7 protein-coding genes and 1 pseudogene are annotated in these 18,147 nt (G+C 50.2%); 4 read left to right on the forward strand and 4 right to left on the reverse strand.

Annotated elements, in window-relative coordinates:
• Positions 1-16: 16 nt before the first annotated feature.
• The 3 genes from BZG20_RS16270 to malT form a co-directional block, all read right to left on the reverse strand.
• The gene (locus BZG20_RS16270) at positions 17-1,783 is read right to left on the reverse strand and encodes a PAS domain S-box protein (RefSeq protein ID WP_077579330.1); all 1,767 of its coding nucleotides are present in this window, start codon (positions 1,781-1,783) and stop codon (positions 17-19) included.
• A gap of 330 nt (positions 1,784-2,113) precedes the next feature.
• Positions 2,114-4,990 carry a pullulanase-type alpha-1,6-glucosidase gene (gene pulA, locus BZG20_RS13415; RefSeq protein WP_077579331.1) on the reverse strand — a complete coding sequence of 959 codons (2,877 nt, stop codon included), beginning with the start codon at positions 4,988-4,990 and terminating at the stop codon, positions 2,114-2,116.
• Between the two features lie 191 nt (positions 4,991-5,181).
• On the reverse strand, positions 5,182-7,890 hold the full coding sequence (gene malT, locus BZG20_RS13420) for an HTH-type transcriptional regulator MalT (protein WP_077579332.1): 2,709 nt from the start codon (positions 7,888-7,890) through the stop codon (positions 5,182-5,184).
• Positions 7,891-8,395: 505 nt separating this feature from the next.
• Here malT and BZG20_RS13425 point away from each other — a divergent pair.
• From BZG20_RS13425 to glgB, 3 genes and pseudogenes are all read left to right on the forward strand, one after another.
• Positions 8,396-10,846: a glycogen/starch/alpha-glucan phosphorylase gene (locus tag BZG20_RS13425; protein ID WP_077579333.1), complete on the forward strand. Its 2,451-nt coding sequence runs from the start codon at positions 8,396-8,398 to the stop codon at positions 10,844-10,846.
• Between the two features lie 116 nt (positions 10,847-10,962).
• A complete protein-coding gene (gene malQ / locus BZG20_RS13430; protein WP_046075902.1) occupies positions 10,963-13,149 on the forward strand; it encodes a 4-alpha-glucanotransferase in 2,187 nt (728 codons plus the stop codon).
• 156 nt (positions 13,150-13,305) lie between these two features.
• Positions 13,306-15,159 (forward strand): annotated as a pseudogene (glgB, locus tag BZG20_RS13435) (1,4-alpha-glucan branching protein GlgB); the annotation flags it as partial.
• A gap of 130 nt (positions 15,160-15,289) precedes the next feature.
• On the opposite strand, the gene malK reads toward glgB, so the two are convergent.
• A complete protein-coding gene (malK, locus tag BZG20_RS13440; RefSeq protein WP_077579335.1) occupies positions 15,290-16,429 on the reverse strand; it encodes a maltose/maltodextrin ABC transporter ATP-binding protein MalK in 1,140 nt (379 codons plus the stop codon).
• Between the two features lie 499 nt (positions 16,430-16,928).
• On the opposite strand from malK, the gene malE reads away from it, so the two are divergent.
• On the forward strand, positions 16,929-18,110 hold the full coding sequence (gene malE / locus BZG20_RS13445) for a maltose/maltodextrin ABC transporter substrate-binding protein MalE (protein WP_077579336.1): 1,182 nt from the start codon (positions 16,929-16,931) through the stop codon (positions 18,108-18,110).
• The last annotated feature ends 37 nt before the right edge of the window (positions 18,111-18,147 follow it).

An 18,147-nucleotide genomic window follows, 5' to 3' on the forward strand; every position in this document is an offset into this window, starting at 1 on the left:
CCTTATGCTAGGACGACTAGTCGTCTTCGCCATTTAAATTTTGAAGTGCATCGGCTAATGCGCGAACGCGCTCGTTGGTTTGGTCGACTAGCCGGCGGATCTCTGCTGCAGACTCTCCCGAGCGTTGTGCCAATTGTCGTACCTCATCGGCGACCACGGCAAAACCTCGGCCCGACTCACCGGCACGAGCTGCTTCAATCGCCGCGTTGAGCGCGAGTAAGTTTGTTTGTTCGGCAATGCCGTTTATTACACCAATAATTTGTTGTATCTCGCTGCTAGATGCTTCGACTTTTGTCATCTCCTTCTCGGTTACATCAACCGCTTGAGCTCTATTGGTCACATCAATGCCGTAGGAGACGAGGTAAACAGGGTTTCCTTCGGAGTCAAAAATGGGGGCGACGACAGTATCGAAACGGCGTTCGCTTCCGTCTGCAGCGGTAAACGTCAGTACTTCTTTTATTTGTTGACCCGATAGCACATCACTAAACACCGACTCTCCGAGCTTATTCTTAAGGTTGTTGCTTAGAATTTCTGAGTTTGATGCTGTTTCTGCGCGCAAGTGGTCGAGCATATACGAGTTAAACGAATCAGGTTTACCATCAAGCCGCCACTGCATAATCCCGTTGCTAACACTGATGGCTTCGAAGCGTCTTTCTGCTTCCAATGAGCGTTGCTTGGCTTCGGTGATATCAGCTTGAATGGAAATAAAGCTAGATAAGTGCCCGTTGTCATCAAAAATTGGATTAATAGAAACAGAAATCCAATAGGCATCACCCTGCTTGTTATAATTAAGGAGCTCGTCGTAAAAGGGTTCGCGGTTTTTTAGTTTCTGTGAAATCTTCGCGACTGTTTCGGTGTTAGTCCCTGGCCCTTGAAGCATAGTACCTGGTTTTTTGCCGCGCATTTCCGACATGGTATACCCGGTGAGTTTTTCAAACCCTTGGTTAACATAACGAGTATAGCCATCGGCATCGGTAATGATGACTGAATTATCTGTCTCATCCGCCACCATCGATAGCATTTTGAACTCTTCCCGACGCTCAACGTCTTCTGTGACGTCTTTGACAAACGCGGTGTATTGGATTTCGTTGTCGAGTTCAATTTTCGAGATCGAAAAGCTGCCCCAACGCTGCTCACCATCTTTGCGCACAACGGGCACTTCCCGCGTTGAACCCACAATTTTATTGATGCCAGTCCGGCGGTTTTTGTTGACCAATTCATCGTGCTCATGGCGGTGTTGCTCTGGCACCAGCATTTTGACATTGTTTCCTAACATCTCTTCACGCGTGTATCCCCACAAGCGCTCCGCAGAGCGGTTGGCGAAGGTGATAATGTTATTACCGTCAATGGTCACCACGGCATCCAATGCTTGTTCGAGCGTTTGGTTGACTATTTCTTGAGCTTGTTTTTGTGCAGAAATATCGTGAACAAACGCGGTGTAAGTAGATTTGCCAGCATGTTTAATGTGGTTCAAAGAGATATTGACCCATACACGAGAGCCATCTTTTCGTTCTAATTGCACATCGCGAGAGGTTCCGACGATGCGATTTTCTTGGGTCATACGGTGATGATTAATGAACCCGTCATGACTGCCCCGAATTTCTTCTGGAACCAGCATTTTGACGTTGTTACCCAATACTTCGTTGCGCTGATAGCCCCACAGTGATTCCGCAGCATCGTTGAAATAGATGACGTCATTTTTTTCGTCGATGGTCACGATAGCGTGTATCGACTGATCCAGTGTTTTTTTATAACGCCCATCAACGACCAAATCTTTTAACATTAACTTATTCCTTGTTGACCGTTCACACTCATCAATGGCTATTGATGAGTGTGATATCAGTTCCAATTAGAGAGAAATACCGTACCACATCCTGTACTCGGGTGTTGAGTGAACCGATCAGCGTTTATGCCAATAGCAACACAAAAAACGAGGAAATACTGTCAAAGCGTATTCAAGCGTTGATATCACTATAAATAACGCGAGCGCGGGCCATAAAACTAGTGTAATTAACGGCCTTTTAATGGGGGGACGCGGTCGATGAGGATTGTGCTACGGGTAGATGTCCGGGCGGCAAGTGAAACGGGGGAGCAGCACTCCCCCATATAATAGTTAAGGTTGATGAGGTTTCTCGAATACGGCGACGGACCAAGCGGGTACGGTGAGTTTGCCGTTGGTCACTTGAGCAGCCCTTTGGTTATACGCTATCGAGCGGTTGCCCGCATTAGCTTGCAAGCTGTGAAGTTGATAGCCGGTGGCGTCGATGTTGGCAAAGTCATTGATGGCTTGGCTTGAGGCATTGATCGCGACGATAATGCCGTCTCGCGTCGCATCAATCGAGCTGTCGTGCAGACTGCCACTGTTATCAAGCTGTATCACAATCAGCCCGGGGATTTGTGAGGCGCCCGTGTTGTGAAAGCTGACACGTTGGTTGATCACACTGCCTTGGCCTAAGTGGAATAGCCCAGATGAAGTGCGCAGCGCCACCAGCTCATTAAAGTAACTGTCCATGTTGCTGATTGCCTGCGGTGTTGGTTTGGCCTCGCTGTTTTGGTTGGCAATCACGGTTTCAATCATTGGCCAGTTGTCGCCGTCTTTATCTTCACGCGGCAACCCTTGATCCCACTGCGTGGTTTGTTGAGTAAAGTCGACGCGGTTATACCAATCGCCTGAGTCGTACGAGTCACGCTGCATGGATTTTGAACGAAGCAGTTCGCTGCCCATGTGAATAAAAGGCACCCCTTGTCCCAGCAGTGCCGTTGATAGTGACACGGCTTGGGCACGCACGCGTGTCGCGAGCGGCATGGCGTAAGGGAATTTGTATTGATGGTTATCCCACAAGGTTTGGTTGTCATGTTTGGAGACATAGTTTTGAACCTCCCAAGCATCTTTTGCGTAGCCAGCCGGCTGACCGTTGTAATCGACCTCGTCACCGCGCACGACATCACCATTGGCAATCTGTAACTGAAAATCTTTTAAGTTACCCGCCATACCCAAACGAACGAGATCGGCATTATGCAAGGCACTGGCTCTTTCCCCGCTGTCTTGCTGTTGTAAATCATTGGGGGCGACCCATTGACCATTACCAAAGCCTTGGTTTTTGCGTAGGTATTCGCCACCATCGAATGGACCGCCGCCGCGAACCGCATCACGAAGTCGGTCAGAAAACGAGCCAATGCCTGTGCCTGCAAGGTTTGCTTGGGTGGCTTGGACAAACTGGCGATCGTTGGCGACTTCACCGAAGTTCCAACCTTCACCATAGAAATACACATCTGGGTTGATGGCGCGGGCAACGGCAAGTGTGTGCTCGATCTGGGCCAGCGGATGATGACCCATCAAATCCCAACGGAAGGCATCGATTTTGTAGTCTTTCACCCAGGTGGCAATCGAGTCATCGATCAGTTTGGCAAACATGCGATGCTCAGGCGCGGTGTTTGAGCAGCAAGTGGATTGTTCAACGTCTCCAGTGACGGGGTTAAGGCGCTGATAATACCAAGGCACGACTTTATCCAGCACAGAATAGGGCCCTAAGCCTGCTTGGTGGGTGTGGTTGTAGACCACGTCCATTACCACATTCATGCCGATATTCTGTTTAATTGCCATGACCATTTTACGAAACTCGAGGATACGCGCGGTGCCTTCAGGCTCGGTCGCATAACTGCCTTCGGGCACGGTGTAATGGAAAGGATCGTAACCCCAGTTAAAGCTGTCGTACTGACGCATCGCCGCCATCACGGTTTGCACATAGGGAGTGTCAGCGCTGTCTTGGGTGGCTAAATCCATTAATGCCGCTTGGATGGTCTGATTGTTGTCGCACTCACTCGCCAGCCTTGGCGTCTCTTTCAGCGAAGGTGCTTTGTCACATAGCGTGGAGAAACGGTCGGTTAAATCGATACGTTGCGCGGCGTCTTCGTTGATGGAGGCAATGTCAAACACGGGGAGCAGGTGCAAGTGAGTAACCCCAGATTGCGCGAGCGCGGTTAAGTGATTGACCGGGGCGGTGCTATTTTGGGTAAAAGCCAGATATTTACCGCGTAGATTGTCTGGTGTGGATTGATCGAGCGCGGAAAAATCACGCACGTGCGCCTCATAAATCACACTGTTGGCAGGGTTTTGCTGCGAGTAAGGTGCACTCAGCGTATCCCAGCCACTGGGTTTAAGCGCGGGCGCATTTAGATCCACCACCTGTGAATAGCTAGAGTTGGTCGATAAGCTATGTGAGTAAGGGTCAGTGACTTCGAGACGCTCGATACGATGTGTGGTGGGGTGATAGACCGATAGTTGATAGCGGTAATAGTCGCCATGATTCAGCGCGGTGGTGGCAACATGCCAGCTTCCTGAGTTGGCGTCGAAGTCCATTTTAATGGGTGTTTGGCGCTGCTTTGGCGCGTTTTGTTCGCTCCCCGATTGATAGGGCACTAGCGAGACTTGCTGTGCGGTGGGAGCCCATATACGAAATTCAGTGTGTCCCGCGTCAGGGATGGCACCATAGGTAAGTTTTTCGGCGTGTTCGGCATACAAGGCATCAAGCGCCCGGGCCGGTTGCACATCGGTTGCGGTTAGTACGGTGTCGCCGTCTTTGGCGATGGCGAGAAGCTGTCCTTTGAGCCATTGCTTCAGGGCAATATTGGCGCTAACAAAGTCAAAGTCGAACCCTTTAACGTCGCCTTGCAAATGGGGGAGCGATGTCTGCCAATTATCGCTAGTAGCAAGGGTGGATTCGACACTCGCTGTGGCGTTTTCCACTTGCTGCGTGTCCGGGTTATAGCGCATCGTGCCATCAGCGGAGTAATACAAGGTGAGCGAGGTGGCGTTGGTTTGATGAGTGAGCAGGGTATCGGCGTCAGCAAATAGCACACTGGCATCGCTAGTGCCCGCATCTCTAGGGGGCAAATTGGGGTCGTTTTCGATATTGCAACCCGCTAACGCTATGGTAGCTGCAACGGCGACCGGTGTGCCGAGTGGTTGCAAAAAGTGAGTGCGCTTCATTGATCTTTCCTCATTTATCAATACTGAGCGCAGCTTACTCAAGGAGGGGATCTACCATGCGTGATCGGGTTAAAATTCAGCGTGTCATTACAGAAAAGATGATGAAATTCAGCAAAGTATCACGAAAGGTAGGGGGAGAGCGCGAGGCCTCTACGCCCCCAAGAAAAGCCTGAGGGCGTAGACAGGGTTGACTAATTCCCCATAAGTTGTAAAAGGTTTTCGGCGGTGACGACCGCTTCTTTGCGGTTAGCGATATTGAGCTTTTGATATAAGTTACGAATATGGGTTTTGATCGTTGTTCCCGCCACATCCAACTCATGGGCGATTTGCTCGTTACTGAAGCCTGAATAAATTAAGCCGAGCACTTGCCACTCGCGTTGTGTCAATGAGCTGGTTCGCACGAGCTCTGGCACGTTAGGGTGGTTGACCAACTTTTCGACAAAGGCTTCATCAAAGTGCGTTGAACGAGAGCGTTGATGGCTCGCAATTTCCTTGAGGAGTTGCTGCGCGCGGTGGCGTTCGAGGGCGCCGAGTGCGTGTTGTTCAATTAACGCATGCAGGAGCGGGGAGAGCGCCTCGCCCTCAATCAAAAAGTTACCCATCATGCCGGTTTGATTGGTGAGGATCAGCGCATCTTGCAAGAGGCTTTTGGCGTATTCTGTCTCTTGTTCTTTGCTGGCAAGGACGGCTTCAACAATCAAATTGCGGTTTTTATCGGTCACCAAGTTGGCTTTGTTCGCTTCGCGGCGCAGAAAATCAATCGCTTGACGTGCTTGGTCATACTGACCCAAATGCAGATGCGCACGGGCAATGTTTCGCCACTGAAGCTGACTAAAGTGGTTGCAGGCGGTAGCGGGGCGAGTGGCTTGGTGTAACCACTCGTCCATGTTGGTGAGTTCATTTTTGGCTTGCCAATAGAGTAACAGCGACAATGATGCATTGGCGGTCCAATCAACGTGATACACAGACTCGCGCAAAAGGTGTTCAATATGCTCAATGCTTTTTGCCGCTTTGTCTAACTCGCCGCGGCTAACGGCTACGCGTGCGAGCATGGAGTAACTATGCAAATGCTTGCTCGGTGGCTGATTTTCTAAAACCTGCAGTCCTTTGTAGGCGCAAGCTTCGGCTTCATCAAGCCGGTTCCAACACCATAAGATTTGGGCACGGAGACGTAAGGCAAACTCGTGGAGAGGGACTTGATGCAGTTGTTGATCCTCAATGAGCTGATCGGCGCTGTCGAGCAACTCAAACGCGGCTTGCACATAGCCTTGCGCAAGTAAGATCTCACTTTGTTGTAAAATCGCCCAAAGTGCTTGATGGTAAACTTGATGTTGCCGCGCTAATTTCTCGGTTTGTTGCATCATGGATAAGGCGCGATCCAGCTCACCGAGCACATGATTCACTTCTCCCACAACCGAGGTAGCGACAATGCGACCGCGGTAATTGGCGCTATCGAGTTGCTCGAGCGCTTTTTCTGCCAGCTGCATCGCCTGCTCAGGATTATTCGCGTTAATGGCCACTTGGGCGAGCAACGCATTGGCATTGCCTTGGTAATCGATATCAAGTGGGATTTGTCGGGTTTGATAGGCTTTTTCTGCGCTGGCTAAAAGTTCGCCAACTTCATGATACCTGTGCTGACTTTGCGCTAACCAAGCACGTAGCAGGCTTAAATTTGGGTATTGGTATAAAAGCTCGTCACTGAGTTTGATAATCGCGGCTTCTAGTGTCGACAATTCACCACGATTAAACATACGCCAGCCGTGCTGATTGAGTATATCGGCCAACAATGCATCGTCTTTGGCGTAGCGTGCATGACGCAACGCTTGATGGGGAGATTGTAACTTCAACCATGCCAGTGCGGCTTGTCTATGCAGGGGCTGTTGTTGGTGAGGGATCCGTGCTTGGCGCTCATGAGCCAAAAACTCCGCGAATAGATGGTGGAATCGGAACCAGTTGTTATCTCCCTCAAGTGGATAAATAAACAAGCCATAGCGATTTAGTGACTCGAGCATATTCAATGCATCTTCGCGTTCAGTGAGTGCGAAAACCAACTCGTCATTAAACATCTCTAGTACGGAGACTTTCATGAGAAATTGTCGTGTCTCAGCATCAAGCAAATCAAACACTTCTTCGGCCAAATAGTCCCAAAGGTGGGCATGGTTAAAACCAGCGTAAGACGCGGCGCTTTGCATCAGGGTACGCTTTTGGTGCTGCGCTTGAATCGCAATGAGCTGCAAGGCTGACGGCCAACCTTCAACGTAGTTGCATAATGCGTTCGCCGTGGATTCATCCACGCCATCGTCGACACGTTGATTAAAAAAGCGCGTCGTTTCTTCGTTATCGAACGCGAGAAGCTCGTTGCCGATCTCAATCATCAAGTCGCGTACGCGTAAATTCGCGGTGCCCAGTGGAGGGTTGGCGCGTGAGGTGACCACCAAAGTGAGATTATCTGGCATGTGCTTAATGAAAAAGCGCATCGCCTCATGAATCTCCTCGTTATCAATGAGCTGATAGTCATCCAACACCAAATAGCTAGTGGCATGAAACCCTGCCAGTTCAGCAAAGACATCAGACAAGAGCGCACGAAGTGATGAGAATTGGCGTTTTTCCGCCAGCTTTATCGTGTTGGCGCAGCCCTCTTGGGTAGCGTGGTGCAGCGCTTGCAGTAAGTAGTTAATGAAGCGAAAGCTGTCGTTGTCACTATCATCAATGCTAAACCAGCCGACATTGGATTGATCCGCGAGCCATTGTGCAGCCATGGTGGTTTTGCCATATCCGGCCGGAGAGCGAAACAGCACCAGCTTATAGTGAGGGGCTTGTTGTAAAATATCGAGCACACGCGGGCGTAATATCGCGTTATAAAGCCGTCCAGGCCGAGTCAGCTTTGATGGGATCCACATAAGACACTGTCCTTCACTGCAAATGCGGTGCGACCTTTTTGGTGCGCACCTCTGTCCTGATTGCAGTGTATGTAACTTCAAACGCACAAACTATGATCTATCCCTGATCTCTTAACGGATGCCCCAATTTAGTGCAGCTACGCCTTTTAATTGTGATTTATATCACTTAAACGTCATATTGGTGGCCTTTTTAATGATTGAGATACACATCCATCTCGGTTTATTAGGGCTTAATTTGCGTTAGCGCACAAAAATCACAAAAGGAAAGCGATGTTTTTCACCGTGGGCGTAGCGCCTTTTTTGTTTCATAGCGTGACTTAGGTCACTCGATAAAGGGCTGCTCATGGATTTGATGAGAGGCGGCTCACTATTGCTATGTGACCTGGCTCTCTACGCCCTGTGGTCTCCTCCTTTGATGACAACGACGTGGGAGGATGTTTGCCGTGCTCGGGTTGGGCAGGATGAATAACCATCAAGGTTTCATTCCATTATCGAGAGCGACGACATGACACCAAAACAGCAACATGCGTTTGATAAAAGTGCGTTTAAAATCAGTATGGTTCAACACCTAACCCAGCTAGGTCACGCACCAGACACCGCTCAGCTGCGCGACTGGTACCTCGCACTGGGCCGTGCATTAGCCGAACATACCACGAGTGATCTGGTAGCCACTGAACACGATCAAGCCATTAAACAAGCTAAAAGTGTTAACTATTTATCCCTCGAGTTTTTGATTGGTCGGTTAACCGGCAACAATTTAATTAGCATGGGCTTGTACGATGCGATTGCCGATGCCGTGAGTGAGCTTGGCCTCGGGTTAACGGATTTACTTGAACAAGAGCGTGATCCGTCTTTGGGCAATGGCGGCTTGGGGCGTCTCGCCGCTTGCTTTATGGATTCATTGGCGGCCCAACAGTATCCTGCGGTCGGCTATGGCTTGCACTATGAATATGGTTTGTTCCGCCAGTCATTCAAAGAGGGCGCACAACAAGAAGCACCGGATGCGTGGCGTGAGCCTGAAGGTTACCCGTGGGAAGTGGTACGTCCTGACTTAGCGCAAACCATTGGTTTTTATGGCCATGTAGAGGTGATTGAGGACTCAGGGCACACGTACCGTCAGTGGGTGCCGGGCATGAAAATTCAGGCCATGCCCTGGGATCTGCCGATTGTGGGTTATCAAAGCAATACGGTCTATCCGCTTCGCTTATGGGAAGGACGGGCGTTAACGCCGTTTGCCCTTGATGCCTTTAATGACGGTGACTATACCCAGGCTCAGCAATCCGCCATCGATGCAGGGAATTTGACCAAAGTCTTGTACCCCAACGATAACCACGATGCGGGTAAAACATTGCGCTTAATGCAGCAGTATTTCCACAGTGCAGCTTCTGTAGCAGACATTCTCCGTCGTCATCTAGAGGCAGGGCATGCATTGGCCGCATTGCCAGACTACGAAACCATTCAGTTGAACGATACTCACCCCACCATCGCTATTCCTGAGCTGATGCGCGTATTGCTGGATGATTATCGTCTGGGCTGGGATGAGGCTTGGTCCATCGCCAGTCGTACCTTTGCTTACACCAACCACACCTTACTGCCCGAAGCGCTGGAAACCTGGAGTGAGGCGTTGATTGCCAGTTTGCTGCCGCGTCATATGGAGATCATTTTTGAGATCAACCATCGCTTCATGCAAGAGGTAGAAGCGAAGTGGCCCGGCGATGTGGCCAAAAAGCAGGTGTTGTCTGTGATTGACGACAAAGGTGAGCGCATGGTGCGCATGGCTAATTTATGTGTGGTTGGCTCTTATGCGGTGAATGGCGTTGCCGCCTTGCATTCTCAGTTGGTTAAGCGTGATTTATTCCCAGAATTTGACGCGCTATACCCAGGGCGCATTCAAAATGTGACCAATGGCATCACACCGCGTCGTTGGTTGAAGTTCTGTAATCCTGATTTGTCCAACTTGATCAGTGAGAAAATCGGTGAGCAGTGGCCAGCGCAATTGGAGCAACTCGAGCAGATTGCACAATACGCCGATGACACTGCTTTTCAAAAGACATTTATGGATGTCAAAAAGCGCAACAAGCAGCGTTTGGCGGGATGGGTCAAAGAGCACCTCGATATCACCCTAAATACCGATGCGATTTTTGATGTACAAATTAAGCGCCTGCATGAATATAAGCGCCAGCACCTTAATCTATTACACGTCATTTCACTGTACCAGCGCCTCATCAATGAGCCGAATTTCGATATGGCGCCGCGTGTGGTCTTTTTTGCTGCGAAAGCGGCACCTGGCTATGAATTAGCAAAATCGATCATCTATGCGATTAATAAGGTGGCTGAAACCATTAATAATGATCCACGAGTCGGTGACAAGCTCAAAGTGGTATTTATTCCTGATTATCGTGTCAGTATGGCGGAAATCATTATTCCTGCTGCCGATGTGTCTGAGCAGATTTCTATGGCCGGTAAAGAAGCGTCTGGCACGGGGAACATGAAAATGGCACTCAACGGCGCGCTCACCATTGGCACCATGGATGGCGCGAACGTGGAAATCCGTGAAGAAGTGGGTGACAACAACATCTATATCTTTGGTCTTGATGTCGATGGCGTCACGGCGTTGCGCAAAAAAGGCTATCAGCCTGAAGCGGTCTATCATAGCCAGCCTCTATTGAAGGCCGCCTTGGACAGTCTGTTGGATGAGACGTTTACGCCAGGTCAGCCTGGGGCGTTGCGTCCTGTCTTTGACAGTGTCATGGGTAGCGGCGACCCGTACCTGTGTTTGGCTGACTTTGCCGATTACGTGCGCGCACACAATGACATTGACCGTGATTACCGTGACGCGTCTCAGTGGGCACGCAAAGCGATTTTGAATACCGCGTTAGTGGGCAAATTTAGCTCAGACCGCTCAATTCGCGATTACGTTACTAACATTTGGCAGTTAGAAGCGATTAAGCGCTAATTGCAAAATAATGGGTTAACAACCTCATAGATGGCAGGGAATGAGCCTTGCCATCTAACAATAATGACAACAATATTGCCCAATAAAAGAAGGGGGCAGACCCCTCGGAGAAAGCGATGAAAGAATCTGCATTGAAGACAGTCGCACAAATGGCCAACCTCGCTGATCGCTATATCAGTGCATGGGGCTCAGAAGCGGCCGTGCCGGACAGTACCTTACATGACTTACTAACGTCACTTGGCTATGACACACGAAATGACGAGGCGTTATTGGCATCGGCGGCGAAGAAACATAAAGCGGATGTGCTCGCGCCCGTGCAAGTGGTACAGGAGAATGAGCCAGTCGAAATTGCGCTTCATTTAGGGACCAGTGCGCGAGAAAGTGACTTTAGTTGGCGGCTGGAAACCGAACAGGGCGAGTGCTTTGAGGGTTACTTACAGTCACAAATCGTTCGCGATGAGCGCAGTAATGGCGGCCCATTAGTGTTTAGCCTGCCTTGCTCCCTACCGTGGGGCTATCATCGCCTTTCTGTGATACGTAAACGGCGTCAATCACCGTACCAAATGACGCTCATCATGGCGCCTACTCAATGCTATAAACAACCTGAACTGGATCAACACAAAAAAATGTGGGGGCCGAGTATTCAGCTCTACACACTGCGTACCCCTCACAACTGGGGAATTGGTGATTTTGGTGACTTGAAACAATTGGTCAGTGAGCTCGCCTCGCGTGGCGCGGACTTTGTTGGCCTTAACCCCATTCATGCGTTGTTCCCTGCCAATCCAGAAGCCGCGAGCCCTTATAGTCCGTCATCACGCCGCTGGCTTAATCTTTTGTACATTGATGTGAGCAACGTTCGTGAGTTTTGTTTGAGCGCCCGTGCGCAGCAACTCGTGGGCAGTGCCGAGTTCCAGCGTCGCCTGCAAGCAGTGCGCGATACTCACTGGGTCGATTATAGCGAAGTCGCCGCCCTAAAAATGGCCGTATTGCCTTTATTGTTTCAAGAGTTTAAGCAACGCGAGCTGCTGCAACAGACTCGACGTGGCCGAGCGTTTTTAGACTTTATTGAAAAAGGCGGAGAAAGCTTAAAACAGCAAGCCACCTTTGATGCCTTGCATCAACATTTACGCGCGGAAGACCCTCATGCTTGGGGCTGGCCCGTATTCCCTGAAAAATATCGTCGCTATGAAAATGCAGCGACGCAAGCATTTATCGAGCAGCACAGTGACGACATTCAACTGTACATGTATTTACAGTGGATTGCCGAAGGTCAAATGGAAGAGGTACAAGCCATTGCTGAAGAGCAGGGGATGTCGCTGGGCTTGTACCGTGATCTCGCCGTCGGCGTGTCTGATGCGGGAAGCGAAACCTGGTCGGACAACTCGCCCTTAGTACTGGATGCCAGTATCGGTGCGCCGCCCGATGTGTTGGGACCTCGGGGGCAAAACTGGGGCTTACCGCCATTTGATCCGCAAGCATTGAAACACACTGGCTATCATGCCTACATCGAGTTGTTGCGGGCCAACATGCGTCATTGTGGGGCTTTGCGTATCGATCATGTGCTGGGCTTGCTGCGCTTATGGTGGATCCCGAAGGGGAAAAATGCCACCGAGGGCGCTTACTTGTACTATCCCGTTAAAGACATGCTCGCGATTTTAGCGCTTGAGTCGCACCGTCATCAATGCAGTGTGATTGGCGAGGACTTGGGGACGGTACCAGATGAAATTGGTGCGTTACTTGCCGATGCGGGCGTGCATTCCTACAAGGTATTCTTCTTTGAAACCTCAGAAGAGGACGGGGGCTTTATTTCTCCGGCGCACTATACCGAGCAGGCGATGGCGACGCTTTCCACCCATGATATGCCAACCATTCGTGGCTTTTGGCATTGCGACGATTTAAAACTGGGTCAAGAGCTCGGCCTATACCCAGATGAAGCGCAACTTCAACAATTGTTTGATGATCGTTTGAAAGCCAAGCAGGGCATTTTAGACAGTGTGCGCTGGCATGGCATGCTACCAGATGGGGTTGGGGGCGATGCGCGTTATGTGCCGATGGATGGTCACTTGTGCCGCGCGTTGCAATTGCATGTTGCCGCTGGCAAGTCAGCACTATTAAGCGTCCAGTTGGAAGACTGGTTGGAGATGGACAAGCCCGTCAATATCCCTGGTACGGTAGACGAATACCCCAACTGGCGGCGTAAGCTTTCGGCCAGTTTGGAAACGCTCTTTAGCCGTGAAGAGTTGAATCAACTTGCCAGAGACTTATCTCGGGTGCGCATGCAAGCGAGTCGGCAAACGGCGTAACCACCATACCATGCTCTAACGCTCTATCCTCAGTGCCAGCCAACACGCATAGGATGGAGCGTTTTTTTATATAAGGAGTCGCTGATGCCAGATTCTTCCATTTCAATACTGCCCCAGTCTATTCAGCCTGATCATTTTGCAATTGATATGGCTGCTTTATATAACCCGAGAGTTGCACATCAGCAAATGGGCGCGCATCCGGTGACGTTACCCGTCGCGGGCAAACCGGTCGAGGGTATAAGGTTTGTGCTCTTTGCGCCTCATGCACAATCAGTGAGTGTGATCGGTGATTGGAACCAATGGCATGCAGAGGCTGGAAGCCTTATTGCCATCGAAGGTGGATTTTGGGTGGGGTTTGTCGCTCATCTTGGCCTTAATCAACGCTACAAATATGCGTTAACGGGTCCCGATGGACAATGTTTACCGCACAAAGCCGATCCTTATGGTGCATATGCTGAACAATACCCGTCATTTGCTTCTCTGACCTATGATCAACATGCTTATCAATGGCACGATCAGCAGTGGCAAGACCGCCCCGTGACTGAAAAACATACGCAAGCGCTCTCTTTTTATGAGCTTCACCTTGGTTCATGGCAGCGAGATGTATCGGGTCAGTGTCTGGGCTATCGTGAGCTTGCTCACCGTTTAGTCCCTTACTTGGTGGAAATGGGTTATACCCATGTAGAGCTGATGCCAGTCAGTGAGCATCCTTTTTATGGTTCTTGGGGCTATCAACCAGTGGGGCTTTTCGCGCCGACTAGCCGCTATGGCTCGCCGGATGATTTTAAGTACTTGGTGGATTGTTGCCACCAAGCGGGCATTGGCGTCATTCTCGACTGGGTGCCGGGGCATTTCCCTACCGATGATCATGGATTGGCCTATTTCGATGGTACGCCCTTATATCATGACCCTGATCCACGACGTGGCTGGCACAACGACTGGCATTGTCATCTTTACGATATGGGTAAAGAGCATGTGCGCCGCTTTTTGGTGAACAATGCGCTGTATTGGCTCGATCAGTTTCACATTGATGGTTTGCGTGTCGATGCCGTCGCGTCGATGCTTTATCTCGATTACTCGCGTGAGCAGGATCAATGGGTCCCCAACGTGGATGGCGGCAACGAGAACTACGACGCCATTGCCACGTTAAAATGGATGAACGAGTCGGTTTATCACTATTTTCCCAATGCGATGACGATTGCCGAAGAATCGACCACGTTTCCCGGGGTCTCTTCGCCAATTTATGCGGGTGGCCTGGGTTTCGGGTTTAAATGGAACATGGGTTGGATGAATGACAGTTTACGTTATATCCGTGAAGAGCCGGTGTATCGACGCTATCACCACGACACGCTAACATTTCCATTGGTTTATGCGTTTGGCGAGAACTATGTACTGCCTTTGTCTCATGATGAAGTGGTGTATGGAAAAGGCTCACTGATGGGAAAAATGCCTGGTGACGAGTGGCAGCAAACGGCGAACTTACGTGCCTATTTGGGCTACATGTATGGCCAGCCGGGGAAAAAACTCAATTTTATGGGCACGGAGATGGGTCAGACCGCAGAGTGGAACCATGACAGCCAGCTTGAATGGCATTGGCTGCAATACGGTCGCCATAAAGGTATCCAAGCATGGGTGAAAGCGCTGAACCACCTGTATGTCTCAACGCCGGCGCTGCATCGCCTCGACTGCGATCCGGCAGGATTTGAGTGGCGGTTAAAAGACGCTGCAGATATTAGCGTGATAGCCCATGAGCGGCTTGGCGATGACGGCTCGCGGATGCTGGTGGTGAGTAACTTCACCCCTGTCCCCCGGGATGGTTTTCAGCTGGGTGTGCCGATGAGTGGCGACTACCAATTGGTATTAAACTCGGATGATGAGGCGTTTTGGGGCAGTGGGTATCCCGTTTACGCAGCGCTTAGCACTGATAAAAGCGCGGCGCACGACCAGCCTCAATCGCTGACACTGAACCTCCCCCCATTAGCCACTGTGTTTTATCGCTGGCAAGGGTGAAGGTACTGACGCCCTTTGGGCGACAAAATGAAGATTGCGCCAAGTTAATCCTTGGCGTTTTTTCTGTCTGAATCGGTACCATAAAAAAGGCCGCGAATGCGGCCTAGTCGTAGTCTCTTACAAGGTGATATTAGGCTGCGTCTTCTTCATCAACGAAGGTGACGCCATTTTCACGATGCAGGCGTTTACACGCTCGACCGTCACTGTGGAACAAATGGCAGCGGTGAGCGGGAATACCAATGGCGTACTTCTCGCCGGGTTCAATCTCAACGGTATCGAGTTGGCGATAGATCACGTCTGCGTCTGCACTTTCAAGGTTGAGATAAATTTGCGTCTCGTTGCCTAGCTTCTCGACAATGGTCGCTTCCCCTTCAATCTGCGCATCGCCGTCTTTGGCGGCCACCAAATGCTCAGGACGAATGCCGAGAGACATACGATCGCCGCGCGTGACGGTTTTGCCATCGACCGGCATCCAAAAACTGGCGCCTTCACTGAGCTGCACTTTGACACGGTTTGGCTCAACATCCTCAATAAAGACACTCATAAAGTTCATTTTGGGTGAGCCGATAAACGACGCGACAAAGCGGTTTTGAGGGTAATGATAAAGCTCTAGCGGTTTGCCAACCTGCGCCACACGGCCTTCATCTAGTACCACGATTTTATCTGCCATGGTCATGGCTTCGATCTGATCGTGGGTCACATAAATCATGGTACAGCCAAGCTGACGTTGTAATTTGGTAATTTGTGCGCGCATTTGTACGCGTAGGCCAGCATCGAGGTTGGAAAGTGGCTCATCGAGGAGGAAAACACGAGGTTGAGACACCAGGGTGCGGCCAATCGCGACACGCTGACGTTGTCCCCCGGACAAAGACTTGGGTTGTCTGTCGAGTAAGTGGCCGAGTTGTAAGATCTCCGCCGCTTGATGGACGCGCTTATCGACTTCCGCTTTGTTCGTTTTGGCCAGTTTTAGGCCAAAAGACATGTTGTCATAAAGATTTAGGTGGGGATACAACGCGTAAGATTGAAACACCATTCCCACGCCGCGTTTAGAAGGCTCTATTTCATTGACGCGTTGCTCATCAATATAAAGATCGCCCGATGTAATATCTTCTAATCCGGCAACGCAGCGTAATAAAGTGGATTTACCGCAACCAGATGGACCGACAAAAACAACAAATTCGCCGTCTTTAATCTCTAGGTCAACGTTTTTTGAAATCATTACATCGTTGTCATACGCTTTACAAACGTTTTTAAACGTGACACTTGCCATGTCGCTCGCCCTCAATCGCTTTTCATTAATTCGGCTCAATACGCATTATAGGTGGTTGTGTTATTCAATATCGGCCATTTTTGAGCGTTATCTTTTTTGTTGAACGCTGTTTGGTCATTGATTAAGCACATTGGATAGGTTCCACCCGATGCTTTTTTGATGACAGCAGTGTCGCGTATCTGCGCAAGCGGTACATCCTCCCGGGGGAAATTATTGCAGGGGGAGTAGGCGGGGAGGAGGATGATCTCCTCCCTAATTTAGTTTGAGGGCGTACATCACAAAATGATTAGCAAATTAGTTGAAGTTGATCACGTACCGTTTATTTTTGTGAGCCGCATCATTAGCGACGAGCGATATGGATCACGAATTCGCTCGCACAGGCGTAGGGCGTAGAAGCCAGGATGATGAGGAATGCGCGGGAATTACCCATGATAGACCGTGAAATACAGCTCATCCTCCATGGAATCGTGCTACACCTCAGTAGAAGAAGGATAGAAAGATGAAAAAATCACTTAGCGCTGTTGCTCTCGGTACCCTCATTGCACTGGGTTCATTTGGCGCACACGCCAATATCGAAGAAGGCCAACTGACGATTTGGATTAACGGTGATAAAGGCTATAACGGCCTAGCAGAAGTGGGTGACCGCTTTGAGCAAGACACGGGGATTCCTGTGACCGTTGTTCACCCTGATGGTTTGCAGGACAAGTTCCCGCAAACGGCGTCAACGGGCGATGGTCCAGATATTGTTTTTTGGGCGCATGACCGTTTTGGCGGCTACGCAGAGTCAGGCCTGTTGGCAGAAATTCGCCCTTCAGACCGTCTTAAAGAAGGCATGGTCGACTTTGCTTGGGATGCGGTGAAATACAAAGGCAAATACGTTGGCTACCCAGTGGCAGTAGAATCGCTTTCCCTTATCTACAACAAAGATTTGGTGCCAAACCCGCCAGAAACGTGGCAAGACGTAGTTGAGATGGATGCCAAGCTCAAAGAGCAGGGTAAGTCAGCCATCATGTGGAACTTAAAAGAACCCTACTTTACATGGCCATTAATGGCGGCTGATGGCGGCTACGCGTTTAAGCAAACGGCAAACGGCTATGATGTTAAAGACGCGGGTATCAATAACCAAGGTGTGCATGACGCGCTACATTTCATGAAGCAGATGGTCAAAGATGGCGTGATTTCATCAGATATGGACTACTCAGTCTCTGAGTCTTCTTTTAACCAAGGTGACACAGCGATGACCATTAACGGCCCATGGTCGTGGGGCAACATCGAAAAGTCAGGTATCAATTATGGTGTCACCACCTTACCTACCTTCCAAGGTGAAGCGTCCAAGCCTTTTGTTGGTGTGCTTAGTGCCGGTATTAGCACCGCATCGCCAAATAAAGCACTAGCGGTTGAGTTCCTTGAAAACTACCTGCTGACGAAAGAAGGCCTTTCAACGGTCAATGCTGATAAGCCCCTAGGTGCGGTGGCGCTGAATGCGTATCAAGCAGAGCTGGCTCAAGATAGCCGTATTGCTGCGACCATGGAAAACGCCAAACATGGCGAGGTGATGCCGAATATTCCACAAATGAATGGGTTCTGGGCGGCTGCCAAAAACGCCATCATCAATGTGGTCGATGGCCGTCAAAGCGTCGAGGAAGCGCTCGACGATGCGGAAACGCAAATGGTCAAATAAGCTCTATCTGCAGGGGGGCTTGCCTCCCTGCATTTTT

The organism is Salinivibrio sp. IB868 (assembly GCF_001995655.1).
GTDB classification, from domain to species: Bacteria; Pseudomonadota; Gammaproteobacteria; order Enterobacterales; family Vibrionaceae; genus Salinivibrio; species Salinivibrio siamensis.